General features: G+C 61.3%; 25 protein-coding genes and 1 pseudogene. 14 read left to right on the top strand and 12 right to left on the bottom strand.

Annotated elements, in window-relative coordinates; translation table 11 throughout:
* Positions 1-7: 7 nt before the first annotated feature.
* From BM403_RS10230 to coaBC, 4 genes and pseudogenes are all read right to left on the bottom strand, one after another.
* A pseudogene (locus BM403_RS10230) lies at positions 8-1,429 on the bottom strand (phosphomannomutase/phosphoglucomutase); the annotation flags it as partial.
* Complete coding sequence (locus BM403_RS10225) at positions 1,402-1,602, bottom strand: hypothetical protein (RefSeq protein ID WP_093542659.1); 201 nt, start codon at positions 1,600-1,602, stop codon at positions 1,402-1,404. The pseudogene BM403_RS10230 and the gene BM403_RS10225, both read right to left, overlap by 28 nt.
* Before the next feature lie 67 nt (positions 1,603-1,669).
* Positions 1,670-2,125 carry a dUTP diphosphatase gene (gene dut / locus BM403_RS10220; protein WP_010207501.1) on the bottom strand — a complete coding sequence of 152 codons (456 nt, stop codon included), beginning with the start codon at positions 2,123-2,125 and terminating at the stop codon, positions 1,670-1,672.
* Between the two features lie 5 nt (positions 2,126-2,130).
* The gene (gene coaBC, locus BM403_RS10215; RefSeq protein ID WP_046034856.1) at positions 2,131-3,339 is read right to left on the bottom strand and encodes a bifunctional phosphopantothenoylcysteine decarboxylase/phosphopantothenate--cysteine ligase CoaBC; all 1,209 of its coding nucleotides are present in this window, start codon (positions 3,337-3,339) and stop codon (positions 2,131-2,133) included.
* Positions 3,340-3,491: 152 nt separating this feature from the next.
* On the opposite strand from coaBC, the gene radC reads away from it, so the two are divergent.
* Positions 3,492-4,166, top strand: coding sequence for a RadC family protein (radC, locus tag BM403_RS10210; protein WP_015886529.1), 675 nt, complete (start codon positions 3,492-3,494; stop codon positions 4,164-4,166).
* Positions 4,167-4,222: 56 nt separating this feature from the next.
* Here the strand turns inward: radC and BM403_RS10205 are convergent, their stop codons facing one another.
* Positions 4,223-5,815 (bottom strand): ABC transporter substrate-binding protein, encoded by a 1,593-nt coding sequence (locus BM403_RS10205; RefSeq protein ID WP_093542657.1) that lies wholly within the window; start codon positions 5,813-5,815, stop codon positions 4,223-4,225.
* A gap of 458 nt (positions 5,816-6,273) precedes the next feature.
* Between BM403_RS10205 and rpmB the strand changes: the two genes are divergently transcribed.
* Both rpmB and rpmG read left to right on the top strand, forming a co-directional pair.
* Positions 6,274-6,507, top strand: coding sequence for a 50S ribosomal protein L28 (gene rpmB, locus BM403_RS10200; RefSeq protein ID WP_003176907.1), 234 nt, complete (start codon positions 6,274-6,276; stop codon positions 6,505-6,507).
* An 11-nt stretch (positions 6,508-6,518) separates the two neighbouring features.
* Positions 6,519-6,674 carry a 50S ribosomal protein L33 gene (rpmG, locus tag BM403_RS10195; RefSeq protein ID WP_003176906.1) on the top strand — a complete coding sequence of 52 codons (156 nt, stop codon included), beginning with the start codon at positions 6,519-6,521 and terminating at the stop codon, positions 6,672-6,674.
* 71 nt (positions 6,675-6,745) lie between these two features.
* On the opposite strand, the gene BM403_RS10190 is transcribed toward rpmG, so the two are convergent.
* Positions 6,746-7,108, bottom strand: a complete 363-nt coding sequence (locus BM403_RS10190; protein WP_015886527.1) for a cupin domain-containing protein — start codon at positions 7,106-7,108, stop codon at positions 6,746-6,748.
* Between the two features lie 230 nt (positions 7,109-7,338).
* Between BM403_RS10190 and BM403_RS10185 the strand changes: the two genes are divergently transcribed.
* Entirely contained in the window at positions 7,339-8,832 is a 1,494-nt protein-coding gene (locus tag BM403_RS10185) for an aldehyde dehydrogenase (protein WP_015886526.1), read from the top strand.
* 182 nt (positions 8,833-9,014) lie between these two features.
* Entirely contained in the window at positions 9,015-10,157 is a 1,143-nt protein-coding gene (locus BM403_RS10180; protein WP_015886525.1) for an MFS transporter, read from the top strand.
* A 35-nt stretch (positions 10,158-10,192) separates the two neighbouring features.
* Here the strand turns inward: BM403_RS10180 and BM403_RS10175 are convergent, their stop codons facing one another.
* Positions 10,193-11,758: a phospholipase D family protein gene (locus BM403_RS10175; protein WP_093542655.1), complete on the bottom strand. Its 1,566-nt coding sequence runs from the start codon at positions 11,756-11,758 to the stop codon at positions 10,193-10,195.
* A gap of 62 nt (positions 11,759-11,820) precedes the next feature.
* On the bottom strand, positions 11,821-13,245 hold the full coding sequence (locus tag BM403_RS10170; RefSeq protein WP_064053255.1) for an aminotransferase-like domain-containing protein: 1,425 nt from the start codon (positions 13,243-13,245) through the stop codon (positions 11,821-11,823).
* 166 nt (positions 13,246-13,411) lie between these two features.
* On the opposite strand from BM403_RS10170, the gene BM403_RS10165 reads away from it, so the two are divergent.
* Positions 13,412-13,636: a DUF1127 domain-containing protein gene (locus BM403_RS10165; protein WP_093542653.1), complete on the top strand. Its 225-nt coding sequence runs from the start codon at positions 13,412-13,414 to the stop codon at positions 13,634-13,636.
* 1 nt (position 13,637) lies between these two features.
* Here the strand turns inward: BM403_RS10165 and BM403_RS10160 are convergent, their stop codons facing one another.
* A complete protein-coding gene (locus tag BM403_RS10160) occupies positions 13,638-14,930 on the bottom strand; it encodes an NAD(P)/FAD-dependent oxidoreductase (protein WP_093542650.1) in 1,293 nt (430 codons plus the stop codon).
* A 115-nt stretch (positions 14,931-15,045) separates the two neighbouring features.
* On the opposite strand from BM403_RS10160, the gene BM403_RS10155 reads away from it, so the two are divergent.
* On the top strand, positions 15,046-15,399 hold the full coding sequence (locus tag BM403_RS10155) for a YkgJ family cysteine cluster protein (RefSeq protein WP_015886520.1): 354 nt from the start codon (positions 15,046-15,048) through the stop codon (positions 15,397-15,399).
* A 14-nt stretch (positions 15,400-15,413) separates the two neighbouring features.
* Here BM403_RS10155 and BM403_RS10150 read toward each other — a convergent pair whose 3' ends face one another.
* Positions 15,414-15,902, bottom strand: a complete 489-nt coding sequence (locus BM403_RS10150; RefSeq protein WP_003176896.1) for an Lrp/AsnC ligand binding domain-containing protein — start codon at positions 15,900-15,902, stop codon at positions 15,414-15,416.
* Between the two features lie 156 nt (positions 15,903-16,058).
* Here BM403_RS10150 and dadA point away from each other — a divergent pair, with 156 nt between their 5' ends.
* The 6 genes from dadA to BM403_RS10120 all read left to right on the top strand — a co-directional run bounded on the left by dadA (position 16,059) and on the right by BM403_RS10120 (position 22,156).
* The gene (dadA, locus tag BM403_RS10145) at positions 16,059-17,360 is read left to right on the top strand and encodes a D-amino acid dehydrogenase (protein ID WP_015886519.1); all 1,302 of its coding nucleotides are present in this window, start codon (positions 16,059-16,061) and stop codon (positions 17,358-17,360) included.
* Positions 17,332-17,685 carry a RidA family protein gene (locus BM403_RS10140; protein WP_015886518.1) on the top strand — a complete coding sequence of 118 codons (354 nt, stop codon included), beginning with the start codon at positions 17,332-17,334 and terminating at the stop codon, positions 17,683-17,685. Before dadA ends, BM403_RS10140 begins: the two co-directional genes overlap by 29 nt.
* An 80-nt stretch (positions 17,686-17,765) precedes the next feature.
* Positions 17,766-18,839 carry an alanine racemase gene (gene alr, locus BM403_RS10135; RefSeq protein WP_015886517.1) on the top strand — a complete coding sequence of 358 codons (1,074 nt, stop codon included), beginning with the start codon at positions 17,766-17,768 and terminating at the stop codon, positions 18,837-18,839.
* A gap of 116 nt (positions 18,840-18,955) precedes the next feature.
* Positions 18,956-19,504, top strand: a complete 549-nt coding sequence (locus BM403_RS10130) for a cupin domain-containing protein (RefSeq protein ID WP_003176893.1) — start codon at positions 18,956-18,958, stop codon at positions 19,502-19,504.
* Between the two features lie 182 nt (positions 19,505-19,686).
* Entirely contained in the window at positions 19,687-20,100 is a 414-nt protein-coding gene (locus BM403_RS10125) for a c-type cytochrome (protein ID WP_016975909.1), read from the top strand.
* 133 nt (positions 20,101-20,233) lie between these two features.
* Positions 20,234-22,156 carry an acetyl-CoA hydrolase/transferase C-terminal domain-containing protein gene (locus BM403_RS10120; protein WP_093542648.1) on the top strand — a complete coding sequence of 641 codons (1,923 nt, stop codon included), beginning with the start codon at positions 20,234-20,236 and terminating at the stop codon, positions 22,154-22,156.
* A 148-nt stretch (positions 22,157-22,304) separates the two neighbouring features.
* Here the strand turns inward: BM403_RS10120 and BM403_RS10115 are convergent, their stop codons facing one another.
* Together BM403_RS10115 and rep are read right to left on the bottom strand one after the other, a co-directional pair.
* Positions 22,305-22,877 carry a xanthine phosphoribosyltransferase gene (locus BM403_RS10115; protein WP_003195447.1) on the bottom strand — a complete coding sequence of 191 codons (573 nt, stop codon included), beginning with the start codon at positions 22,875-22,877 and terminating at the stop codon, positions 22,305-22,307.
* Positions 22,878-22,935: 58 nt separating this feature from the next.
* Entirely contained in the window at positions 22,936-24,945 is a 2,010-nt protein-coding gene (gene rep / locus BM403_RS10110; protein ID WP_015886514.1) for a DNA helicase Rep, read from the bottom strand.
* A gap of 256 nt (positions 24,946-25,201) precedes the next feature.
* Here rep and BM403_RS10105 point away from each other — a divergent pair, with 256 nt between their 5' ends.
* On the top strand, positions 25,202-26,866 hold the full coding sequence (locus tag BM403_RS10105; RefSeq protein ID WP_015886513.1) for a putative bifunctional diguanylate cyclase/phosphodiesterase: 1,665 nt from the start codon (positions 25,202-25,204) through the stop codon (positions 26,864-26,866).
* Positions 26,867-26,916: the final 50 nt, after the last annotated feature.

Below are 26,916 nucleotides of genomic sequence, written 5' to 3'. Positions count from 1 at the left end.
TAAAAAATCAGAACGGTAATTGGAGATCAGGGGCAACACGTTTCAACTGGGCGTGGAACACGTCCTTGATGCGCTGCAACTCAGCCTCGGTATCCGCCTCGAAACGCAGGACCAGCACCGGTGTGGTGTTGGACGCGCGAACCAGGCCCCAGCCTTTGGCGTAATCGACTCGCACACCATCAATGGTGGTCAGGTTGGCGCCTTCGCCCCATTGCGCATCGTGCAGTGCGTCAATGATGCTGAATTTGCTCTCCTCGGTCACATGGATATTGATCTCTGGCGTAGAAATATCGTTCGGGAAGGTCTGGAACAGCTCTTCGGCGGTGGATTTTTCCTTGCTGAGGATCTCCAGCAAGCGTGCGGCACTGTAAATGCCGTCGTCAAAGCCGAACCAGCGCTCCTTGAAGAACACGTGACCACTCATTTCGCCGGCCAACAGCGCGCCGGTTTCTTTCATTTTCTTTTTGATCAACGAGTGACCGGTCTTCCACATTAGCGGGCGACCACCGTATTCCTTGATCAGCGGCGTGAGGCGGCGGGTGCACTTCACGTCGAAGATGATCTCGGCGCCTGGGTTACGCGCTACCACGTCGCGGGCAAACAGCATCAGCAGGCGGTCCGGGAATACGATTTCACCGGTTTCAGTCACCACCCCCACGCGGTCGCCGTCGCCGTCAAAGGCCAGGCCGACGTCAGCCCCGGTTTCCTTGACCTTGGCGATCAGGTCAACCAGGTTTTCAGGCTTGCCCGGATCCGGGTGGTGGTTGGGGAAGTTGCCGTCGACCTCGCAGAACAAGGGGATCACTTCGCAGTTCAGGGCTTCGAGCAGCTGCGGGGCGATCACGCCGGCCGCGCCGTTGCCGCAGTCCACCACCACTTTCAGGCGGCGCTCAAGTTTGACGTCACGGGTGATTTCGTCAGAGTAGCGCTGCAAGATGTCGACTTTGGTGATGGTGCCCTTACCGCTGGTCAGGTCGTTGGTTTTCAGGCGGTTGTGCAGGGCCTGGATCTGTTCGTTGGCCAGGGTGTCGCCAGCGATGACGATCTTGAAGCCGTTGTAGTCCGATGGGTTATGGCTGCCCGTGAGCATCACCCCGGACTTGCCGGCCAGTACGTTGGCTGCGTAGTACAGCGCTGGGGTCGGTACCAGGCCGACATCACTCACATGGCAACCGCTGTCGGCCAGGCCCTGGATCAGTTGCTCCACCAACTCCGGGCCGGACAGGCGACCGTCACGGCCGACCGACACATTGGGCTCATCCTGGGCCAGGCTCTGTGAGCCGATGGCGCGGCCAATCCAGTAGGCGGTTTCGGCAGTCAGCGTCTTAGGCACCACGCCACGGATGTCGTAGGCGCGAAAGATGCTGTCGGGGAATGTCGGGGCTACTCGGGCTGCGGTACTCATCGCGGGGGGAAACTCCATCTGAAGGGGGCAAGGCTGGCCTTAATGTGGCTGACCGGCAGGCTCAAACTGAAGGGTATGACGGTGTTTTCGGCAGAGAGTTCGTGGTGCAAAAGTGCCAGCAGCGTGCTGGCTTTGTCCTGCTGTTTACGTAATTCATTGATTTCTATGGGGAAATCTCGCTGATAAAGTCCGCGCATTCTTCGTCCTGAAAAGCCTTGCGGTGGCGTCGGGCCGGGCAACGACGCCCGGCCAGATTCAGCTTAGTCAGTGACTGCCGGAATGCCCAAAGCCGCCTGCGCCACGCTGGGTCTCATCAAACTCTTCTACCAGTTCAAAGTGCGCCTGCACCACCGGTACCAGTACCAGCTGGGCGATTCGCTCGCCGACGGCGATGTTGAACGCGGTCTGGCCACGGTTCCAGCACGACACCATCAGCTCGCCCTGGTAGTCCGAGTCGATCAGGCCCACCAGGTTGCCCAGCACGATGCCGTGTTTGTGGCCCAGGCCGGAGCGCGGCAGGATCAGCGCCGCCAGGCCAGGGTCGCCGACGTAGATCGACAGGCCCGTCGGAATCAGCAGGGTCTGGCCCGGCTCAAGCACGGTGTCTTCCTTGAGCATAGCGCGCAGGTCGAGGCCGGCGGAGCCCGGTGTGGCGTAGGCCGGCAGTGGGAATTCGTTGCCGATGCGTGGGTCGAGGATCTTGGCTTGCAAAGCGTGCATGGAAATTAAACCTGGTTCAGCCGTTGGGCGATAAAAGAGATCAGTTGGCGGGCAATCTTGCCCTTGCTGGTCTGGGCGAAAAGGGTGGCGTGCAGCTCGCGGTCGATCACGCTGCAGGCGTTTTCCTCGCTGTTGAAGCCGATGCTCGGGTTGGCGACATCATTGGCCACGATCAGGTCGAGGTTTTTGTCTTTCAATTTGCGTGCGGCGTAATCCAGCAAATGCTCGGTCTCGGCGGCGAAGCCGACGCTGAACGGACGGTCCGGACGCGTGGCGATGGTGGCCAGGATGTCTGGGTTGCGCACCATTTGCAGGAGCAGGCCATCACCGCTTGTAGGGTCTTTCTTGAGTTTTTGCGGGGCGACGACTTCCGGGCGGTAGTCCGCAACCGCTGCCGAGGCGATAAACAGGTCGCACGGAATAGCGGCCTCACAGGCCGCCAGCATGTCGCGGGCGCTGACTACGTCGATTCGCGTGACCCGATCAGGGGTCGGCAAATGCACCGGGCCGGTGATCAAGGTGACACGTGCGCCTGCCTCGACCGCCGCTTCGGCCAAGGCGAAGCCCATTTTTCCTGAGCTATGGTTGGTGATGTAGCGCACCGGGTCGATGTTTTCCTGGGTCGGGCCAGCCGTAATCAGCACGTGCTTGCCGGTCAGGGCCAGGTGCTGGAAGCACTCGGCGGCGCACAGCGCCAGGTCGGTGGCTTCGAGCATCCGGCCCATGCCGACGTCGCCGCAGGCTTGGCTGCCGGACGCCGGGCCGAACACCTTGAGGCCACGGCTTTGCAGGAGTTGAGTGTTGGCCTGGGTGGCCGGGTCGCGCCACATGGCCTGGTTCATGGCCGGGGCGATGGCGACGGTGGCGTCGGTGGCCAGTATCAGGGTGGTCAGCAGGTCATCGGCAATGCCTTGGGCCAGTCGCGCGATCAGGTCGGCGGTGGCGGGGGCGATCAGCACCAGGTCGGCCCATTTGGCCAGCTCGATATGGCCCATGGCGGCTTCGGCCGCGGGGTCCAGCAGGTCCAGGTGAACCGGGTGCCCGGACAACGCCTGCATGGTCAGTGGAGTAATGAACTCACTGCCGCCGCGCGTCATGACCACGCGCACTTCGGCGCCCTGGTCCAGGAGCCTGCGGACCAGCTCTGCGCTCTTGTAGGCGGCAATGCCGCCGCCAACGCCGAGAACGATGCGTTTCCGATACAGACGCTGCATTGGTTTGCCTTTCCAGTTCAGTGATGCCAGTTCAGTGACGCCTGCGATGCCCCCTCCCCAGGGGAAATCACATGCAAAAAAGAGGGCCTACGATAACACAGCGTCCGCGAGTCAACAGCGGTGCACATGGCGTATAGGGAGAGGGAGCAGGGATGAGTATTCGCGATTGGCCGGCGGCGGAGCGGCCGCGAGAAAAGCTTTTGGAATGGGGCGCGGCGAGTCTGTCGGATGCCGAGCTGCTGGCGATCTTCTTGCGTACAGGGGTTTCCGGCAGGAGCGCAGTGGACCTGGCGCGCCATCTGTTGGCGCAATTCGGCGGCTTGCGCCCGTTGTTGGAGGCCAGTCAGGCACTGTTCAACCAACAATTGGGTTTGGGGCCGGCGAAGTTTGCCCAGTTGCAGGCGGTACTGGAAATGGCCAAGCGGCACATGGCCGAACGCCTGCGACATGACTCGGTGCTGGAGAGCCCGAAGGCCGTGCGCGATTACCTCAAAGCCATGCTGCGGCACGAGCCCCACGAAATCTTCGGCTGTCTGTTCCTTGATTCAAGGCACAGGGTGCTGGGTTTCGAGGCCTTGTCCCAAGGCACTATCGACGCGGCGATGGTTTACCCCCGGCAGGTGGTCAAGCGCGCCCTGGCCTATAACGCGGCGGCGCTGATCCTTTGCCATAACCATCCTTCCGGCAGCCTTGAGCCGAGCGCAGCTGATCGAAAATTGACCAAGTTGCTGCAAAAGGCCTTGGAAGTGGTGGATGTGCGAGTTCTCGATCACATCATCGTAGGGGACGGCGACCCGTTGTCGATGGCGGAATATGGGTGGCTGTAGAGGCAGCAAATGAACGGGTGAAGCTGCAAGCCTCAAGTGGGCTTGCAGCGTGCAGCTTAGGGCTTGACGCTGACCTTCGAGAAATCCTGGCGCCCGAATGGGCTCACCTGGTAGCCCTCGACATTCTTGCGGGCCAGGGCAAACGCCGTAGGGTGCGCGAGCGGCAGCCACAGTGCCTGCTGCTGGATCTGCGCCTGGGCCTGCTGGTAGAGCTTGCTGCGCACCCCTTGCTCGCTGGTGGTCTTGCCGGCGCTGATCAGCTTGTCCAGCGTTGGGTCGCAGTAGCGGGCGAAGTTGGTGCCGGATTTCACTGCCGCGCACGAGAACTGCGGGGTCAGGAAGTTATCCGGGTCACCGTTGTCGCCGGCCCAGCCCATGAACAGCAGGTCGTGTTCGCCGGCTTTGGCGCGGCGGATCAGCTCGCCCCATTCGATCACACGGATCTCGGCCTGGATGCCGACCTTGGCCAGGTCAGCCTGCAGCAGTTGGGCACCGAGGTTCGGGTTGGGGTTCAGCAGGCTGCCGGTGGGGCGGGTCCAGAGGGTGGTCTTGAAACCCTCCTTCAGACCGGCGCGGTCCAGCAGTGCCTTGGCCTTGGCAAGGTCCTGCGGGTAACCGGGCAAGTCCTTGGCGTAGCTCCAGGTGTTGGGCGGGTAAGGGCCATTGGCGGCCTCGGCGGTCCCTTCAAACACGGCTTTGAGGTAGCTGCCCTTGTCGAAGGCCAGGTTGATCGCCTGGCGCACTTCAGGTTTGTCCAGGGGCGGGTGCTGGCTGTTGATGGCCACGAAGGCGGTCATGAAGGCAGCGGTTTTCTCGACCTTGAGCGCCGGGTCTTTTTCGGCCTCGCCCACGTCCAGCGGCTTGGGCGACAGGGCAATCTGGCATTCATCACGGTGCAGCTTCTGCAGGCGCACGTTGGCGTCCGGGGTGATGGCGAAGATCAAGTTATCCACAGCCGGTTTGCCGGCGAAGTAGTCCGGGTTGGCTTTGTAGCGCACCACGGCGTCTTTCTGGAAACGGCTGAAGATGAACGGACCGGTGCCGATCGGTTGGCTGTTGAGCTTTTCCGGCGTGCCAGCCTTGAGCAGTTTATCGGCGTATTCCGCCGGGTAGATCGAGGCAAAACCCATGCTCAGGGCGGCGAGGAAGGTGGAGTCGGCATGGTCCAGGGTGAAGCGCACGGTGAGCGGGTCGAGGGCGTCGATTTTCTTCACCAGCGTCGGCAGTTGCAGCGACTGCGCGTGGGGGAAGCCACTCTGGGCGATCTTGTGCCATGGGTTGGCCGGGTCGAGCATGCGCTCGAAGCTGAAGCGCACGTCTTCGGCGGTCAGGGTGCGGCTTGGGGTGAAGTAATCGGTGCGATGGAATTTCACATCCGGGTGCAGCTTGAAGGTATAGGTCAGGCCATCTGGCGAGACGTCCCAACTGTCTGCCAGGCTGGGCACCAGTTTGCCGCTGGTCGCGTCATAGTCCACCAAGCGGTTCATCAGCACATCGGCCGAGGCGTTGGTGGTGGTCAGCGAGTTGTATTGCACCACATCGAACCCTTCGGGGCTGGCCTCGGTGCAGACGCTCAAATTGCTGGCGGCAGAGGCCAGCGGGGCGATGAATAGAGGGGCTAGCAATAGCGGTAGGGCAGCGAGGCGCATGTTCGGTTTCCTTTGCAGATCGAAGGCCCATCTGCGAGTGCAGTCTGGAAAAGTCCTACCGTAGTGGTCTGATAGGTAAATGACTAGCCCATTTTTGGCTGTGCTTTTGCCCCAAATGCTGTTTTGATGGCGCCTCATCGCGTTTCGTCGAGCACTTCACGGTGTTCGCGCGCGCTGTAAATCATTCTGTGCGACGAGCGGTCGGCTATGACAGCGGCCCCTCCTGGCAGCGGTTCAGGCGTCTGTCGCCAAGATTTACGCCAGTAAAAACACGCGGGCTGTTGTTGCACTGGGGTCTTTCTGGTATAAAGCAGCGCTCTTTTCTAGGGGCCCGGTTCCTTCGCTTGTAGGTGTAGCCGGTAAGACCCTAAAGAAACGCGGCGCCTGGCGCCAAATGACTGAGAGATTAAGCGGCCAACCCATGCCGGGTTGGGCATGTGGTTTTAGAGGGCTGAGGCATGTCGAGAGTCTGTCAAGTTACCGGTAAGGGTCCGGTGACTGGGAATAACATTTCCCACGCAAATAACAAAACCCGTCGTCGTTTCCTGCCGAACCTGCAGCATCACCGCTTCTGGGTTGAAGAAGAGAAACGTTTCGTCCGTCTGCGCGTATCCGCTAAAGGCATGCGCATTATCGACAAGCGTGGCATCACTGTCGTGCTGGCCGAAATCCGTGCCGCTGGCAAGATCTAAGGAGCTCTATCATGCGTGAATTGATTCGAATGATCTCTAGCGCCGGTACTGGTCACTTCTACACTACCGACAAGAACAAGCGTACTACCCCGGACAAGCTCGAAAAGAAAATGTTCGACCCGCGCGTTCGCAAGCACGTGATCTACAAAGAAGGCAAAATCAAGTAATTGATTTTCCTCCTTGTGAAAAAAAGCCCGTATCTCACGATCCGGGCTTTTTTTTGCCTGCGATTTGCCGGTCAGGCTTTCTGTTCGAACACCACGTAGATCTTGCGGCAAGGCTCCAGCACTTCCCAGGTGCCGCTGAAGCCGGCGGGGATCACGAAGCGATCACCCGCGCGCAAGGTCTTGGCATTGCCGTCGGCATCACGTAGCACGGACACACCTTGCACAATCTCGCAGTACTCATGCTCGGTGTAGTTGACCTTCCATTGCCCGACCTCACCTTCCCACACCCCGGCGCTCATCTGGCCGCACGGGCTGTTGTAGTGGTTGTAGATCGTTTGCTCGGGATCACCCTTGAGGATTTTTTCGGCGGCGGGGCGGTAGCGGTCTGGGGCGGTGCTGGCTTGGCTGAAGTCGACGATGTCCTGGATGCTCATGTGCGTGTCCCGTCTGGCCTGCGGTTGGAGAACCCAAAGTCTATGTTTATTAAAATGAACATCGCAAGGGCGTTTTCCTACGTTATGTCAAATATATTGAAACATCCCCAGCCGCTGGTTTAGGGTGGCAGCTGCCTTGAGCCGAACAGCTGGCTGGCGGGGCACGCATTCTTTGAGGCTGCCGGGGCACATCGCCTGGCCCTTGTATTCCATAAGAGGAGGACACTCGCATGACCACCCTGACCCGTGCCGACTGGGAACAACGCGCCAAGGATCTGAAGATCGAAGGCCGCGCCTACATTAATGGCGAGTACACCGCCGCTGTTTCCGGTGACACCTTCGAGTGCATCAGCCCGGTCGATGGTCGCCTGCTGGCCACTGTTGCCAGCTGTGACGCCGTCGACGCCCAGCGCGCCGTTGAAAACGCGCGTGCCACGTTCAACTCCGGTGTGTGGTCGCGCCTGGCGCCGGCAAAACGCAAAGCCACCATGATCCGTTTCGCCGCGTTGCTCAAGGCTAATGCTGAAGAGCTGGCGCTGCTTGAAACCCTGGACATGGGCAAGCCGATCAGCGACTCCCTGAACATCGACGTACCCGGCGCGGCGAATGCCCTGAGCTGGAGCGGCGAAGCCATCGACAAAATCTACGACGAAGTCGCCGCCACTCCGCACGACCAACTGGGCCTGGTGACTCGTGAGCCGGTCGGCGTCGTCGGCGCCATCGTGCCGTGGAACTTCCCACTGATGATGGCCTGCTGGAAACTCGGCCCGGCGCTGTCCACCGGTAACTCGGTGATCCTCAAACCGTCCGAAAAATCCCCACTGACCGCCATCCGTATCGCGGCCCTGGCCGTTGAGGCCGGTATTCCAAAAGGTGTGTTCAACGTGCTGCCGGGCTACGGCCACACCGTGGGCAACGCGCTGGCGCTGCACATGGACGTCGACACCCTGGTGTTCACCGGTTCGACCAAGATCGCCAAGCAACTGTTGATCCGCTCCGGCGAGTCGAACATGAAGCGTGTATGGCTGGAAGCGGGCGGCAAGAGCCCCAACATCGTGTTTGCCGATGCACCGGACCTGCAAGCCGCCGCCGAGTCCGCCGCCGGCGCTATCGCCTTCAACCAGGGCGAAGTCTGCACCGCCGGTTCGCGCCTGCTGGTGGAGCGTTCCATCAAGGATAAATTCCTGCCACTGGTGATCGAGGCCCTCAAGGGCTGGAAGCCAGGCAACCCGCTGGACCCGGCCACTAACGTCGGCGCGTTGGTGGACACCCAGCAGATGAACACCGTGCTCTCGTACATCGAAGCCGGGCATGCCGATGGCGCCAAGTTGGTCGCCGGTGGCAAGCGCACCTTGGAAGAAACCGGCGGTACTTATGTCGAGCCGACGATTTTCGACGGCGTGACCAATGCGATGAAGATCGCCCAGGAAGAGATCTTTGGTCCCGTCCTGTCGGTGATCACCTTCGACAGCGCCGAGGAAGCGGTCAAGATCGCCAACGACACCGTCTATGGCCTGGCCGCCGCCGTGTGGACAGCCGATATCTCCAAGGCGCACCTGACCGCCAAGGCCCTGCGCGCCGGTAGCGTGTGGGTCAACCAATATGACGGCGGCGACATGACTGCGCCGTTTGGTGGCTTCAAGCAATCGGGTAACGGTCGCGACAAGTCGCTGCATGCGTTCGACAAGTACACCGAGCTGAAGTCGACCTGGATCAAGCTCTAAGCCACACCGCTCGCCAAAGGTGGGGGGGCTTGCTGTGGTGAGCAGGCTTGCCCTGCGCTGGGCTGCGAAGCGGGCCCGCCGGATTCTCAGTGAACCCGGCGGGGGACAAGCCCCCTCACCACAGCAAGCCACCTCCCACACTGTTTTGTGTGTTCTCAAGAATTATCCACAGGAGCGTGGCAATGCGTTGGGCGACTTATTTCGCCGTCCTGGCCTCGGTACTCAGCGTCGGCCTGGCGCTGGGTGTCAGCATGCCGCTGGTGTCCCTGCGCCTTGAAAGCTGGGGCTACGGCAGCTTTGCCATTGGTGTGATGGCGGCTATGCCCGCGTTTGGTGTGCTGCTGGGCGCCAAGGTCTCCAGTCGCATGGCCTCCTGGCTCGGCACGGCCAACCTCATGCGCCTGTGCCTGTGGGCGGGCGCGGTGTCCATCGGCTTGTTGGCGATCCTGCCCAGCTATCCGGTCTGGCTGGTGTTGCGGCTGATGATCGGCGTGATCCTCACCATCGTATTTATCCTCGGCGAAAGCTGGATCAACCAATTGGTAGTGGAGCAGTGGCGCGGCCGGCTGGTGGCCCTGTATGGCTGCAGTTATGCCTTGAGCCAACTGTCGGGCCCGTTGCTGCTGGGCCTGATCGGTACCGACCATGATTATGGTTTCTGGGTGGGCGTAGCCCTGCTGATGGTGGCGCCGCTGTTGCTGCTGGGACGCTCCGGCGCACCGAGCGCCGAGTCCTTCAGCGTGACCTTCGCGCAACTGTGGCGCTTCTGCTTGAGTCTGCCCGCGATTGCATGGGCGGTGGCGCTGTTCGCCGCATTCGAGGCGATGATCCTCACGTTGCTGCCGGTGTATTGCCTGCAGCAAGGCTTCACCGCCGAAGTTGCCCTGGCCATGGTCAGCACGGTGGTGGTCGGCGATGCGCTGCTGCAACTGCCCATCGGTGCGCTGGCCGACTACCTGCCGCGACGCACGTTGTTCCTGGGCTGTGCGCTGCTGTTGCTGGCATCGAGCCTGGCCATTGCGCCGTTGATGCACACGCCGCTGATCTGGCCGGTGTGGGTGCTGTTCGGCGCCAGTGCCGGCGGTTTGTTCACCCTGTCGCTGATCCTGATCGGCGAGCGTTACCGTGACGATGCGCTGGTGCGCGCCAATGCCCATGTGGCGCAGTTGTGGGGTATCGGCTGCCTGATCGGGCCGTTGGTTGCGGGTGCCGGCAGCCAGTGGGTCAGCGGGCATGCGCTGCCGTGGCTGATGGCGGCGGGCGCGCTGGGGCTGGTGGTGCTGTTGCTGCGCCAAGGCGCCTTCGGCGCAGCACAGCCAGCCTGACCTGACATGCAATCGCGTGTGGGGCTTCGTCTTTCTTAAAGCATCCGCTCGAGGCCAACGCTGGTGGCGAACCACGCATTGAACCGCCGCCACCAGTTGCCCGGCTCGCGGGTCAGGGTGTGCAATTGGCCGTTGTCCTCGGTGACCCACACGATCTGGCCATCCTGCAATTTCGCCTCATAGCTCAAGGTCGGGGCCATGCCTTGCAGCGCCAGGTTACGCACGTGTTCCGCCAGCTCCGGGCTGTCGACCAGCACACCCACTTCGGTGTTCCACAGCACCGAGCGCGGGTCGAAGTTGAAGGAGCCGATAAACGATTTCGTCCGATCAAAAATCATCGCCTTGCTGTGCAAGCTGGAGTCCGAACCACGGAAGGTACCGCGTCGAAACAGGTGTGGGCCGCTGCCGCCGCCGTCCCCGGGTTGGCGGCGCAGCTCATAGAGCTTCACGCCATGTTCCAGCAGGGCCTTGCGGTAGGGCGCGTAACCGCCGTGCACAGCCGGCACGTCGGTGGCTTCGAGCGCGTTAGTCAGCAGGCTGACCGACACGCCGGCGTCGGCGCGCCCGGTCAGGTACACCAGCCCCGGTTGCCCCGGCACGAAGTAGGCCGAGATCATGATCAGCTCGTGGTTGACCCCTTCGAGTTCCGGCGCCAGTTGCGTCGTGAGCAGCAGCCGAGGGTCTGGGTCGGCCTTGGACAGCACCTTGCTCGGCGCATCCCAGAGCGCCTGGTTCCAGGCCCAGATCAGCTCGCGGCGCCAGATGTCCATGCGCGGTTGGGTCTGGTAGGTGCGCAAGCGGTTGTACAGCGCGTGATTCTGCTGGCGCGACTCGGCCAGCGAGGCTTCCAGTCGCACGCGTGCGGCGGCCAGGTCGCCTCGGGTCGGCGCAATAGACACGAAGTCATCAATGGGCTTGCTCAGGGCACTGTTCCAGTACTGGTCGAAGCTGTGGCCGAGCTGCTCAGCCACCGGCCCTACGCTGAGCATGTCGATGTCGGTGAAGTTCAGGTTGGGCTCGGCGTCGAAATATTCATCCCCCAGGTTGCGCCCGCCGACGATGGCCACGCTGTTGTCCGCCAACCACAGCTTGTTGTGCATGCGCCGATGCTGCAGCGACAGGTTGAACAAGCGGCCCATGGCCCGTGTCGCGCCGGTGCTGCGCCCTAGGTGCAGCGGGTTGAACAGGCGAATCTCGATCTTGGGGTGGGCGGCGAGGGTGGCGATGATCTGGTCCAGGCCATCACTGGTGGTGTCGTCCAGCAGGATACGCACGCGCACGCCGCGGTCAGCGGCCTTGAGCAGTTCGTCCACCAGCATGCGGGTGCTGATGCCGTCGTGCACGATGTAGTACTGCAGGTCGAGGCTGGTCTGGGCGTTACGGATCAGCTCGGCACGTGCCATGAACGCCTCGCTGCTGTTGGGCAGCAGGCGAAAACCGGAGCGCCCTTGATAGGGCGCGGCCTGGGCCTGGATCGACCGGCCGAACGACGATTGCGCGGCGGGCAGGGCGTCGCTGGGGATGCGCGGTACGCTCACCGTGGCGCAGCCACCCAGGGCCAGGGCTCCCAACAGGAAAAACGGTAATAGCCGTTGAATCATCAAGGGAGCTGCTTCCAGATCAGGGCGGTTGTCGGCATATGACGGCAATTTCCCGCGAAAGGTCAGTCGGCCACCTCAGCGAGCATTTTGCTGGCGGCGGCACCGACCTTGCGCACGGCTTCTTCAATCTGTGCGGTTGGCTTGGCAGCGTAGTTCATGCGCAGGCAGTTGCGGTACTTGCCCGATGCGGAAAAGATGCTGCCTACGGCCACCTGCACGCCTTGTTCCATCAGCACACGGTTGAGCTTCAACGTATCAAAGCCTTCCGGCAGTTCGATCCACAGCATGAAACTGCCCTGGGGGCGACTCGCCCGCGTACCTGCCGGGAAATAACGGCTGACCCAGTCGAGCATCAAGTCGCGATTACGCTGGTATTGCGTGCGCATCCGCCGCAAATGGGGCTCGAAGTGGCCGCCTTTGAGGAATTCGGCTATTGCGATCTGCGGCTGCGTGGCGGTTGATCCGGTGCTGATGTACTTCATGTGCAGCACCCGCTCCAGGTAGCGGCCGGGAGCAACCCAGCCGATGCGCAATCCGGGCGCCAGGGTTTTCGAGAACGAACTGCACAACAATACTCGGCCGTCTTCGTCGAAGGACTTGATGGTGCGCGGGCGTGGGTAGCTGTAGGCCAGTTCGCCGTATACGTCATCTTCGATGATCGCCACGTCAAAGCGCTGGGCCAAGGTCAGCAGCGCACGTTTGCGCGCTTCCGGCATGATGTAGCCCAAGGGGTTGTTGCAGTTGGGCGTGAGCTGGATGACCTTGATCGGCCACTGTTCCAGTGCCAGCTCCAGGGCTTCGAGGCTGATGCCGGTGATGGGGTCGGTAGGGATTTCCAGGGCTTTCATGCCCAGCCCTTTGAGGGTCTGCATGGCGCCGTGGAAGCTCGGTGAATCCACCGCGACGATATCACCCGGCTCGCAAATGGCATGGATGCTGGCGGACAGCGCCTCATGGCAGCCGGTGGTGATGACGATATCGTCGGCGGTCAGTTGGCAGCCGGAATCCAATGACAGTCGCGCAATTTGTTCGCGCAATTCCATACAGCCCATGATGTTGTCGTAGTACAGCCCCGGCAAGTCCTGGCGCCGGCTCACACGGGCGAGGCTGCGCAGCAGGGGCTTGATCGTAGGTGACAATACGTCCGGCATGCCACGGCCCATCTGTATGACGTCTTTGCGGGGGACGGCGCGAATCAGTTCCAGCACCTGGTCCCATTGCGATATTTCCACCGGGCGCTGGGCGGGTCGACCGATTTCGGGCAGGGCCGGCAGCGCTCGGCCGACCGGCACAAAATAGCCAGACTTGGGTTTGGGCATCGCCAGGCCATTGTCTTCCAGCAATCGATAAGCCTGTTGCACGGTGCTCAGGCTGACCCCGTGCTCCACGCTCAGGGCCCGTACGGAAGGCAATCGATCGCCGGGGCGGTAGAAGCCCTGTTCGATGCGTGTACCCAGCAGTTCGGCAAGGTTGACGTAGAGGGTCATGGCGGTCGCTCCCGAGAGACCAGTACAGATAGGGGGAAAATACAGGATTCAGGCGTCCGCAGGCAGTGTCTGTATGGATTTAATAAGGTTAAGTTGAATCTGTAATGCTTTTGCCCCTGCACTCATGCTTGTCACTCGTAGCAACAAGCAATCGAGGGGCAACACCATGAGCGGTATGAGCGATGTGCGGCTGGCGTTACACAGTCAGGAGTTGGAGGCAGGGCAAGCGCGCGCGACGGCGCCGCGGGATATCAGCCGCTGGAGCCTGTTCTGGCACCGCCGTCACACGCGCAGGGCGTTGCTGCACCTGACCCGCGAGCAGTTGCGTGACGTCGGGCTGACCGAGGAGCAGGCGCGCCAGGAAGGGGTGAAACCGTTCTGGCGCAGTTGATTCACACCCGCTCTTTGAGCCTGTGCCAGAGCATCCCCAATGCCAGCAGTGGCGAGCGCAGGTGCTTGCCGCCGGGGAAGGTGAGGTGCGGCACCTGGGCGAACAGATCAAAGCGCGCCTGTTGTTGGCCACTGATGGCTTCGGCCAGCAGCTTGCCCGCCAGGTGCGTGGCGTTGAGGCCATGGCCGGCATAGGCCTGGGCGTAATACACGTTGGGTTGGGCGGCCAGTCGGCCAATCTGCGGTAGGCGGTTGGCGCCGATGCCGATCATGCCGCCCCATTGGTAATCGATTTTTACATCGGCCAGTTGCGGGAACACCTGCAGCATCTTCGGACGCATGTACGCGCCGATGTCCTTGGGGTCGCGACCGGAGTAGTGGCACGCGCCGCCGAACAGCAATCGGCGGTCGGCAGACAGTCGGAAGTAGTCCACCGTGACGCGCTGGTCGCACACCGCCATGTTCTGTGGCAGCAGGTTGGCGGCCTGGGCTTCGCTCAACGGCTCAGTGGCGATGATGTAGCTGCCGGCGGGCAGCACCTTGCCGCTCAGGTGTGGGTTGAGGTCATTGAGGTAGGCATTGCAGGCGAGTACCAGGGTCTTGGCGCGTACATTGCCCTGAGCGGTATGCACGTTGACCTCGGGGCCGTAGTCGATGCGCGTGACTTCGGACTGTTCGAACAACTTCACGCCCAATTGCTGCGCCGCAGCGGCTTCGCCGAGGGCCAGGTTGAGCGGGTGCAAGTGACCGGAGCCCATGTCGATCATACCGCCCACGTAGCGGTCGGAGCCAATTACGCTGCTCATCTCGCTGGCCTGCAGCAGGCGCACTTCATGGCGATAGCCGAGGCTGCGCAGTTCTGCGGCGTCTTCGGCCAGGCCTTGCAGGTCGCGAGGTTTGTTGGCGAGGTCGCAGTAACCCCAGGTCAGGTCGCAAGGGATCTGAAAGCGCTCGACGCGCTCGCGCACGATCTCCACGGCTTCCAGGCCCATCAGCTTCATCTCGCGCACGCCCTCGGTCCCGATCACGTTGGCGAACTGGTCCAGGCCGTGGCCCACGCCGCGAATCAACTGGCCGCCGTTACGCCCGCTGGCGCCCCAGCCGATTTTGCGCGCTTCCAGCAACACCACGCTGAAACCGCGTTCGGCCAGCTCCAAAGCCGTGTTGAGCCCGGAAAAACCACCGCCTACCACGCACACATCCGCCGTGTTATCGCCGGTCAGTACCGGGTAATCGGGGTGCGGCACGCTGCTGGCCGCGTAGTAGGAAGTGGTGTGCCGGGCGCTGGCGGTCATGGGGAGCATCCCTGTTTGGAAAATTTGACGCAGGATACAGCGGTCGGACGAAGCTGTCTGCGCAGGGCGTTTTGCGGCAGAATCCACGTCTATTCGCCGTTCGGTACGTGTTTCGATGAGTTGCAACAGCCAGAAAATCAGCGCGCTGCGCAGGCAGATTCCTTCGTTCGAGTGCGTTCCCGGTTGCCACGATTGCTGTGGGCCAGTGACGACTTCGCCCGAGGAAATGTCGCGCCTGCCGCGTAAGACGGCGGCCGAGCAGGACGCGGCCATGGACGAGTTGAATTGCGTGCACCTGGGGCCTAAGGGCTGCACCGTGTATGACGAGCGCCCGCTGATCTGCAGGCTGTTCGGCACGACAAAGACCCTGCCGTGCCCCAATGGGCGCGGGCCTGTTGAGCTGATTCACCCGCGGGTGGAAAAACAGATCCATGAATACATGGCCAGCACCCGGCAGGTACTCGTCTAACGGTTGTGCTCGATTCAATCCGGGATCGGCAGGTTCAGGCTCTCCTTCACCTCTTCCATCACGATATAGCTCTTCGATTCCCGCACATGGGGCAGTTTGAGCAGGATATCGCCAAGCAATTTGCGGTATGAGGCCATCTCGGAAATCCGCGCCTTCACTAGGTAGTCGAAGTCCCCGGACACCAGGTGGCACTCCAGCACGTGCGGCAGTTTCAGTACCGCGCGACGGAACTCTTCAAAGGTGTCGCCGGATTTGTAATCGAGGCTGATCTCGACAAATACCAGCAAGCTGCCCTTTAAATGCTGGGGGTTGAGCCGCGCGTTGTAGCCCATGATGATCCCTTCACGCTCCAGCCGACGCACGCGCTCGGTACACGGCGTGGTCGACAGCCCGACCTTTTCCCCCAACTCCGTGAACGAAATACGTCCATCGGTTTGCAGGATGCGCAGGATGTTGCGATCAATCTTGTCCAGCTCGCGCTTGGTCTGGGTGTTGGTACGCATAGGGGATACGCCTCTGTGAAAAGGGTTTTTGCCGAGAATTGTCGCCAAATATAGGCAGTTATATAGTGAAATGCACTGGCAATTGTTTTTTACACTGCGCTCATCATTGCTCGAATAACACACGTCAGCGGCCATGCCCGCGATGAGGATATAAAAATGCGCGTTCTGGTCTTGGGTAGCGGTGTCATTGGGGTGACCAGTGCCTACTATTTGGCGCGGGCCGGGTTTGAAGTGGTCGTCGTCGACCGTCAACCCGCCGCTGCCATGGAAACCAGTTTCGCCAACGCCGGCCAGGTGTCCCCAGGCTACGCCTCGCCATGGGCCGCACCGGGCGTGCCGCTCAAGGCCATCAAATGGCTGCTGCAGCGTCACGCGCCGCTGGCGATCAAGGCTACCGCCGATATCGACCAATACCTGTGGATGGCGCAGATGCTGCGCAACTGCACCGCCAGCCGTTACGCGGTGAACAAGGAGCGGATGGTGCGCCTGTCCGAATACAGCCGTGACTGCCTCGACGAATTGCGCACCGAGACAGGCATTGCCTACGAAGGCCGCAGCCTCGGGACTACCCAACTCTTCCGCACCCAGGCTCAGCTCGACGGGGCCGCTAAAGACATCGCCGTGTTGAAGGAATCCGGTGTGCCGTTCGAGCTGCTCGACCGCGCCGGCATTGCCCGCGTTGAGCCGGCCCTGGCCAGCGTGACCGATATCCTCGCCGGTGCCCTGCGATTGCCCAACGATCAGACGGGTGACTGCCAGATGTTCACCACCCGCCTGGCCGACATGTGCAAGCAATTGGGCGTTGAATTCCGCTTTGAACAAGACATCCAGCGCCTCGACTACGCGGGCGACCGCATCAACGGCGTGTGGATCGACGGCAAGCTGGAAACCGCCGACCGCTACGTACTGGCCCTCGGCAGCTACTCGCCGAAGCTGCTCAAGCCGCTGGGAATCAAGGCACCGGTATACCCGCTCAAGGGTTACTCGCTGACCGTGCCGATTACCCATTCGGCGATGGCGCCGACGTCGACCATCCTCGACGAGACCTACAAGGTCGCGATCACCCGCTTCGACAACCGCATTCGTGTCGGTGGCATGGCTGAAATAGCCGGTTTTGACCTGTCGCTTAACCCGCGTCGGCGCGAAACCCTGGAGATGATCGTCAACGACCTTTATCCTCAGGGCGGCGATCTGTCCGCAGCCACCTTCTGGACCGGCCTGCGCCCGACCACACCCGACGGCACGCCGATTGTCGGTGCCACCCCATTCAAGAACCTGTTCCTGAATACCGGCCATGGCACCCTCGGTTGGACCATGGCGTGTGGTTCCGGTCGTTTGCTGGCCGACCTGATGGCGAAGAAAACTCCGCAGATCAGCGCCGAAGGCCTCGATATTTCCCGTTATGGCAACCACCAGGAGTCCGCAAAACATGTCAATCCATCGCCAGCTCACCAATGAGCGCATGAGCCAGATCGTTGTCCACAGCGGTACCGTGTACCTGGCAGGCCAAGTCGGCGACGACATGAGTGCCGGGATTGAGCAGCAGACCCGTGAAACCCTGGTCAATATCGAGCGTTTGCTGGACCTGGCCGGTACCGACAAATCCAAATTGCTGTCGGTGACGATCTACCTGAAAGACATCGACGCCGACTTCGCCGGCATGAACGCGGTCTGGGACAAATGGCTGCCCAAAGGCGTCGCCCCGGCCCGCGCCACGGTGGAAGCCAAGCTGTGCGAACCGGAAATCCTGGTAGAGCTGTCTGTCGTGGCGGCTTTGCCTTAAACAACGATCCTTCTTCCGGTGCCGAAGCCGTCGGTGGGTGCCGGTTTTTTCTTCACTTTGCTGCCTAGAAGCGTGCCGCCATGCGTCCTGCCCGTGCCCTGATCGACCTCCAAGCCCTGCGTCACAACTACCAACTGGCCCGTGAAGTCACGGGGGCCAAGGCCCTCGCCGTGGTCAAGGCTGACGCTTATGGCCACGGTGCCGTGCGCGTGGCACAGGCGTTGGAAGCCGACGCCGATGGGTTTGCCGTGGCGTGCATCGAAGAGGCTTTGGAGCTGCGCGCCGCCGGGATTCGTGCGCCGGTGCTGCTGCTGGAAGGTTTTTTCGAGGCCGACGAGCTGCCGCTGATCCTCGAGCACGATTTGTGGTGCGTGGTGCATTCGCTGTGGCAACTGGAAGCGATTGAGCAGGCGCAGTTGCGTACGCCGCTGACCGTCTGGCTCAAGCTGGATTCGGGCATGCACCGTGTCGGCCTGCACCCCAAGGATTTCCACGAGGCGTACCAGCGCCTGTTGGCCAGCGGAAAAGTGGCCAAGATCGTGTTGATGAGCCACTTCGCCCGCGCCGATGAGCTCGATTGCGTCAGCAGCGATGAACAAGTCGCGGTGTTTGAGGCGGCGCGCCAGGGCCTTTCGGCCGAGGTCAGCTTGCGCAATTCGCCGTCGGTGCTGGGCTGGCCGAGTGTGTCCAGCGACTGGGTGCGCCCGGGCATCATGCTTTACGGCGCCACGCCGTTTGGCGAAGACCAGGCCCTCGCCGCGCGTTTGCAGCCGGTGATGACCCTGGAATCCAAGGTTATCTGCGTGCGCGAACTGCCGGCCGGTGAGCCGGTGGGTTATGGCGCCAAGTTCATCACGCCAAAACCGATGCGCATCGGTGTGGTCGCCATGGGCTATGCCGACGGCTACCCGCGTCACGCCCCCACCGGCACGCCGGTACTGGTCGCCGGGCAGCGCAGCCAACTATTGGGCCGTGTCTCCATGGACATGCTGTGCGTCGACCTGACGGACGTGCCTCAGGCCGGCCTCGGTGCCACGGTGGAGTTGTGGGGCAAAAACATCCTCGCCAGTGATATCGCCACCGCCGCCGAGACCATTCCCTACCAGATTTTCTGCAACCTGCGCCGCGTGCCAAGGCTCTATTCCGGCGCTTGATCGCCAGGTACGAACCCAACCGCCTGGGATTTAGGCCCAAGTGTTGTAAATACTGAACGCTGTCGCCATGATAACGCTCAATTACAACAAAGCCTGAATCCTAGGAGGCTCCTGCATTGGACGTCGGCGAACGACTGCAATCCATCCGTAAACTGAAGGGTCTTTCCCAGCGCGAGCTCGCCAAGCGCGCGGGTGTCACCAACAGCACCATTTCGATGATCGAAAAAAACAGCGTCAGCCCCTCGATCAGCTCCTTGCGCAAGGTGCTGGGCGGCATCCCCATGTCGATGGTCGAGTTCTTTTCCGAGGAGATCCTCCAGGAAATACCGACGCAGATCGTCTATAAAGCCAATGAGCTCATCGATATCTCTGACGGCGCCGTCACCATGAAACTGGTAGGCCGCGCGCACCCCAGCCGGGCGATTGCATTTCTCAACGAGATCTACCCACCGGGCGCCGACACGGGCGAAGAAATGCTCACCCACGAAGGCGAAGAAACCGGGATTTTGGTGGAAGGTCGCTTGGAGTTGGTGGTCGGTCTTGAAACTTTTGTGCTCGAAGCCGGCGATAGCTACTACTTTGAAAGCACCAAGCCGCATCGTTTTCGTAACCCGTTCGATGTGCCGGCGCGACTAATCAGCGCAGCCACGCCCGCGAACTTTTAAGAATAGAGGCGCCCTGCCAGCGTTGCAGAGGTTCCCGCAGCTGTAATCCGCGAGGCTGAATCTCCCTTTATTTAATAGGGTTGTTTCGGCCAGGCGGGCTAACCGTTATACTTTCGCCGCCTGCGAAACCGTGGCCGCAGGCGTGAATAGCCACCATTGAGGGTGAACGCGTGAACCTAATTATGAAAATGCTGGCTGCACCAGCAACCGTACTGGCCCTATGGGCTGTCAGCGCTCAAGCTGCGACCAACGACGACATTGCCAAGCGCCTGGAGCCTGTGGGTCAGGTTTGCGTCCAGGGCCAGGAATGCAAGGGCATGGAAGTGGCGGTAGCCGCCGGCGGCGGCGCGGCGAAGACGCCGGATGAGATCATCGCCAAGCACTGCAACGCTTGCCACGGTACGGGCCTGTTGGGCGCGCCGAAAATCGGCGATACCGCCGCCTGGAAAGAGCGCGCCGACCATCAGGGCGGCCTGGATGGGATCCTGGCCAAGGCGATCACGGGCATCAATGCCATGCCGCCAAAAGGCACGTGCTCTGATTGCTCGGATGATGACCTGAAAGGTGCGATCGAGAAGATGTCGGGTTTGAAATAAACCAATCTTCGCCAAAAAGCCGCTTACGGGCGGCTTTTTTGTGGCCGCGATTTGTGTTTCAACACTGTTCTTTGCAGCAAAGACCCTGCAAGCTCGGTCCAACCCCTAATCATGGAATGTTCAGGAGGGTCGGATGGTGCAGTTGTGTTCAATCGAGCAAGCAGTTGACGACATACTGGAACGGTTGCCGGCGCATATCCACATGGGTATGCCGCTTGGCCTGGGCAAGCCGAACCTGTTCGCCAACGCGCTGTACCGGCGCATCGCCAAATTGCCGGAGCGGTCGCTGACGATCTATACCGCCTTGAGCCTTGGCCGGCCAACGCTGGGCGATGGCTTGCAGAAACGCTTTCTCGAACCTTTTATCGAGCGGGTGTTTGGCGATTACCCCGAGCTGGATTTCCTCGCCGACCTGCACAAAGACACGCTTCCAAAAAATATCCACGTACAGCAGTTCTTCATGCAGCCCGGCAGCCTGCTCCACAGCGAGTCGGCGCAGCAGGACTACGTCAGCAGCAACTACAGCCACGCCGCCCGCGACATCAACGCAGCCGGCTTGAACCTGGTGGCGCAATTGGTTGCCAGCAGCGCCGAGCATCCTGATCGCCTGAGCCTGAGCTGCAACCCGGATATCACCCTCGACCTGCTGCCCATGATCGCCAAGCGCCGTGAGGCCGGTGAAACCGTGCTGATCGTCGGCCAGGTCCACAGCGATTTGCCCTACATGCCAGGGGATGCCGAGTTGGGCATGGACGCCTTCGACTACCTGCTCGATGAAAAAGACAGCACCACGCTGTTCTCGACGCCGAATATGCCGGTGGGTTTCCAAGACCACTTTATCGGCCTGCATGCCAGCACCCTGGTGCGCGATGGCGGCACCTTGCAGATCGGCATCGGCTCCATGGGGGATGCGCTGACGGCCGCGCTGTTGGCGCGCCAGGCCGACAACGAAGCCTATCGATTGCTGCTGACCGACCTCGATGTGTACCAATGGGCACCGTTGATCAGCCGAGAAGGCGGCGTCGACCCCTTCGCCCGTGGCCTCTACGGTTGCAGCGAAATGTTCGTCAACGGCCTGTTGGTGCTGGCGGACGCGGGGATTATCCGCCGCAAGGTCTACCCGGATGTGGCAACGCAGGAACAGGCTAACGCCGGCACGCTCGACGACGCCGCACAGCCCGACGGCATCTCCATCCACGGCGGATTCTTCCTGGGTCCGAGAAGTTTTTACCAGCGCCTGCAGGAAATGACCCACGCCAAGCGTCTTGAATTCAACATGACCCGCATCAGCTACATCAACGAGCTGTATGGTCAGGAAGCACTCAAGCGCCTGCAACGCCTGGACGCACGGTTTATCAACAGCGCGATCATCGTCACATTGCTCGGTGCTGGCGTTGCCGATCAACTGGAGGACGGTCGCGTACTCAGCGGCGTGGGCGGGCAGTACAACTTTGTCGCCCAAGGCCATGCGCTGGAGGGCGCGCGGTCGATCCTGATTTTGCGCAGTTGGCGCGAGTCGGCGGGGGAGGTCAGTTCCAACATCGTGTGGGACTACGGCCACTGCACGATTCCTCGACACCTGCGGGACATTGTCATCACCGAGTACGGCATTGCCGATCTGCGGGGTCAGACGGATGCCAAGGTGATCGAGGCGTTGCTCAATATCACCGACTCACGGTTCCAGGACGATTTGATCGAGCAGGCGCAAAAGGCCGGCAAGCTGCCCAAGGGTTTCCAGTTGGATCCGCGCTTCGCCGATAACACGCCGGAGCGGCTTCAGGCCATTCAAGCGCGCCATCGTCGGCTGTTTCCGGAGTATCCGCTGGGCAGCGATTTTACGGATGAGGAGCGCGATTTGCTGCGGGCGCTGAACTGGCTCAAGAGCAAGTTCAAGCTCACGGAGATTCTGGAATTGGGCAAGGCGGCGTTGGATGCGCCGGAGCCGGAGGCGTTTCCTGAGCATTTGAAGCGGATGCGGTTGGATAGCCCGGAAGGTTTGAAAGAAGATTTATATCAGCGGCTGCTGCTCACCGGCCTCCAGGCCACCACACACTAAAAACCAACACAAAACCAAATGTGGGAGGGGGCTTGCTCCCGATAGCAGTGGGTCAGCCAACCCATTGGGTGATTGATACACCGCGATCGGGGGCAAGCCCCCTCCCACACTTTTAACCGTGCCCACACAAGATAGGCGTGGGCTGCGATTACTCGATGAAGGTGACCACACCACCGGCGAGGGATTTGACCCGTGCCAGGGATTCCACTCGGTATCCCTGCGCATCCAGCTCCGCACGGCCGCCCTGGAACGACTTCTCGATCACAATCCCCAAGCCGGCCACGGTCGCGCCGGCCTGCTTGATGATCGAAATCAGCGCCTGGGACGCCTTGCCGTTCGCCAGGAAGTCATCGATCACCAGCACGCGGTCGCTGCTGGTCAGGTGGCGCGGGGAGATCGCCACGGTGCTCTCGGTTTTTTTGGTGAAGGAATACACCGTCGCCGACAGCAGGTTTTCGGTCAGGGTCAGGGATTGCTGCTTGCGCGCGAAGATCACCGGTACGCCCAGGTTCAAGCCGGTCATGATCGCCGGGGCGATGCCCGAGGCTTCGATGGTGACGATCTTGGTGATGCCCGAGTCCTTGAACAGCGCGGCGAATTCGTCGCCGATCAGCTTCATCAGTGCCGGGTCGATCTGGTGGTTCAAAAAGGCGTCGACCTTGAGTACCTGATCGGAAAGCACGATGCCTTCTTCGCGAATTTTCTTATGCAGTGCTTCCACGGAAAGCTTCCTCTAATGGCGCGGTGCGCGCCGAAAGTAGATTAAAAAGTAGTCGATTCTAGCGCTTTAACATCGCGCGTATGTCCGCCAAGGCGGTGTTGCCGCGAACGGCCTTCACCTCGGTGGGGGTGTCGTCATTGCCTTCCCAGGCCAGATCGTCCGGTGGTAGCTCGTCCAGGAACCGGCTGGGGGCACAATCGATGATTTCGCCGTATTGCTTGCGCTTGGCGGCAAAGGTGAAGGCCAGTGTCTGGCGCGCGCGGGTGATGCCCACGTAGGCCAGGCGACGTTCTTCTTCGATGGTGTCGGCTTCGATGCTGGAGCGGTGCGGGAGGATTTCCTCTTCCATGCCCATGATGAACACGTAGGGAAATTCGAGGCCCTTGGATGCATGCAAGGTCATCATCTGCACACCTTCGGCGCCGTCTTCTTCTTCCTGCTGGCGCTCGAGCATGTCGCGCAGCACCAGTTTGCCGATGGCGTCTTCGACGGTCATCTCGCCGTCTTCGTCTTTTTCCAGGGTGTTCTTCAAGGCTTCGATCAGGAACCAGACGTTGCCCATGCGGTAGTCCGCGGCCTTGTCGCTGGAGCTGTTGGTGCGCAGCCAGTTTTCGTAGTCGATGTCCATGACCATGCTGCGCAGGGCGCTGATCGGGTCTTCGCCGGCGCACTGCTCACGCACCTTGTCCATGAAGCGCTTGAAGCGCGACAGGCGATCGGTGAAGCGCGTGTCCAGGTGTTCACCCAGGCCGATTTCGTCGGTGGCGGCATACATCGAGATCTTGCGTTCAGTGGCGTAGTTACCGAGCTTTTCCAGGGTGGTGGAGCCGATTTCGCGGCGCGGCACGTTGATCACGCGCAGGAAGGCGTTGTCGTCGTCCGGGTTCACGATCAGGCGGAAGTAGGCCATCAGGTCCTTGACTTCCTGGCGTCCGAAAAAGCTATTGCCGCCTGACAGGCGATATGGCACTTGGTGGTGCTGCAATTTCAGCTCGATCAGCTTGGCCTGGTAGTTGCCGCGGTACAGGATCGCGAAATCGCTGTAGGGCCGGTCGGTGCGCAAGTGCAGGCTGAGGATTTCCACGGCCACGCGCTCGGCTTCGGCGTCTTCGTTGCGGCAGCGGATCACGCGGATCTCGTCGCCATGGCCCATCTCGCTCCACAGCTGTTTCTCAAATTCGTGTGGATTGTTGGAGATCAGCACGTTGGCGCAGCGCAGGATGCGGCTGGTGGAGCGGTAGTTCTGCTCCAGCATCACCACTTTCAAGGACGGGTAGTCGTCCTTGAGCAGCATCAGGTTTTCCGGGCGTGCGCCGCGCCAGGCGTAGATCGACTGGTCATCGTCGCCTACCACGGTGAACTGGTTGCGCTTGCCGATCAGCATTTTCACCAGCAGGTATTGGCTGGCGTTGGTGTCCTGGTATTCGTCCACCAGCAGGTAGCGCACCTTGTTCTGCCACTTTTCGAGGATGTCGGCGTGTTCCTCGAACAGCTTCACCGGCAGCAGGATCAGGTCGTCGAAGTCCACCGCGTTGAACGCCTTGAGCGTGCGCTGGTAGTGGGTGTAGACGATGGCGGCGGTCTGCTCCTTGGGGTTGCGTGCGTTTTCCAGGGCCTGGGCGGGCAGGATCAGGTCGTTTTTCCAGGCGCCGATCATGTTCTTGATCTCATCCACGCCGTCGTCGCCTGCGTATTCCTTTTGCATGATGTCGGTCATCAGCGACTTCACGTCGGTCTCGTCGAAGATCGAGAAGCCCGGCTTGTAGCCCAGCCGCGCATGCTCCTTGCGGATGATGTTCAGGCCCAGGTTGTGGAACGTGCACACGGTGAGGCCACGGCCTTCGCCACCCTTGAGCAGGGTGCCGACGCGCTCTTTCATTTCCCGCGCTGCCTTGTTGGTAAAGGTCATGGCGACGATGTACTGGGCGCGGATGCCGCACTGCTGGATCAGGTGCGCGATCTTGCGGGTGATCACACTGGTTTTGCCGGAGCCTGCACCGGCGAGCACCAATAGAGGGCCGCCGACGTAGTTCACGGCTTCTTGCTGCCGGGGATTGAGTCGGGACATACAGAATTCAGGGAGTCGTTATTCAAAAGGGCGGGCATTTTAACAGGCTGGCAGGATTCTGCCCTGTCAGAACGACAGTGTGACGTACCACTCGATCTAAATTTGCCGGTTTTGTTACTTTGCCGCAGGATGTGCGGGTTGTTAGAGACTAATGTTTACAGTTCGCGTGTTTGATAACCCCTATCATTGGTGATTATCGGGCCGCACGTCATAATGCCCGTCGCCAACGAAATCTTGCAGAGTCTAGGGAGCTAGCTTGTCTACGCCTGTCGAACCCTTGCGTTTGCTGCTGCTGGCCGATGAGCCCGCGTGGGCAGCGTTATTGCGCGAGTGCCTGGCGCCGATGGGCGATGGGGCTGTGCTGATCAGTGCGCCAAACTGGGAGTCTGTGAGCCGTCTGTTCGATGACGACCACAGCGCCGTGTTGTTGACCACGCCCAGCCTGCAACCCGGCCCCGGCCGTTGCAGCCTGCCGTGTGTGTTGCTGCTGGAGCAGGAACCGCTGGTGTCGCCCCTCGGTGTCAGCGATTGGCTGGTCCGCGATGTATTGGACGCCGATACGTTGCGCCGCTGCCTGCGCCACGTTCGTGAGCGCGGTTTGCTGGAAAACACGCTGCAACGCCTGGCCGAGCAGGACCCGCTCACCGGTATCGCCAACCGCCAGGGCTTTCAGACCCTGCTGGCTGCGCGGCTCGCCGAGAATGACGGGCGCGGCCTGGCGCTGGGCCACCTGGACCTCGATAACTTCCGCCATGCCAACGACGCCCTCGGCCACCAGGCCGGCGACCGGCTGATCCTGCAAGTGGTCTCGCGGCTCAAGAGCCAGCTGGAGGCCGGGGATCAACTGGCGCGCCTGGGCAGCGATGAATTCGCCCTGTTGATCGACACCCGCCGTGCCCCCCAGCGCGCCGAGTGGATGGCCGAGCGCATCACCGAGGTCATGGCCGAACCTTACTGGGTGGATGGTGAAAGCCTGCTGATCGGTTGCAGCCTGGGTGTGGCGCATGCCCGCGCCCGCGCCGGTGCCGACCCATTGATGTGGCACGCCCATATCGCCATGCAACAGGCCAAGAGCACCCAGGGCTGTACCTTTCATATCTTCAACGAGCGCATCAACCGCAATGCGCGCAGCCTGGCCGACCTGGAAAGTGAACTGCGCCGTGCCTTGCGCCGTGATGAATTGGAGCTGCATTACCAGCCGCGCCTGGACCTCGACGATGGGCATATCGTCGGTCTCGAGGCCCTGGTGCGCTGGCGCCATGGCGAGCGTGGCCTGTTGCCGCCCAGCGAGTTCGTGCCCCTGGCCGAGCAAAGCGGCTTGATCGTGCCGTTGGGCTACTGGGTCATCTCGCGGGCCCTGCGCGATATGCAAGACCTGCGCGAACGCGGCCTGCCGCCGCTGCACATGGCGGTCAACCTGTCGTTCCGCCAGTTCCAGGACAGCCAGTTGCTCTCGACCCTCAGCCGGCTGATTGCCGAGCGTGGCGTGGAGGCGCAGTGGCTGGAGTTCGAACTCACCGAAACCGCCGTGATGCGCCGCAGTGATCTGGTCAAGCAGACCATGGACGCCCTCGGCCGCCTCGGTGTGCGGTTTTCCCTGGATGATTTCGGCACGGGTTTCTCTTCGTTCGTGCACCTCAACAGCCTGCCGATTGCCTTGTTGAAGATCGACAAGAGCTTCGTCGGCGGCATGGAAGAGCGCGAGGAAAACCGCAAGCTGGTGCATGCCATGATCAACTTGGCTCACAACCTCAACCTGGAAGTGGTCGCCGAAGGTGTGGAAACGCCGGAGCAGTTGGCGCTGTTGCGGTTGTTCGGCTGTGATCAGGCCCAGGGTTACCTGATCAGCAAGCCGTTACCGTTGCCGGAGCTTGTGGACTACCTGACCTTCGGCAAAAGCCAGCAAGCGCTGCTAGGCTGAGGTGCGAACCCAATCAACATGTGGGAGGGGGCTTGCCCCTTCCACATCAA

This window comes from Pseudomonas sp. OV546, from assembly GCF_900116845.1.
GTDB classification, from domain to species: Bacteria; Pseudomonadota; Gammaproteobacteria; order Pseudomonadales; family Pseudomonadaceae; genus Aquipseudomonas; species Aquipseudomonas petroselini.
The sequence above is the reverse complement of the archived record's forward strand: the minus strand, read 5'-3'. Positions and strand labels throughout refer to the sequence as shown.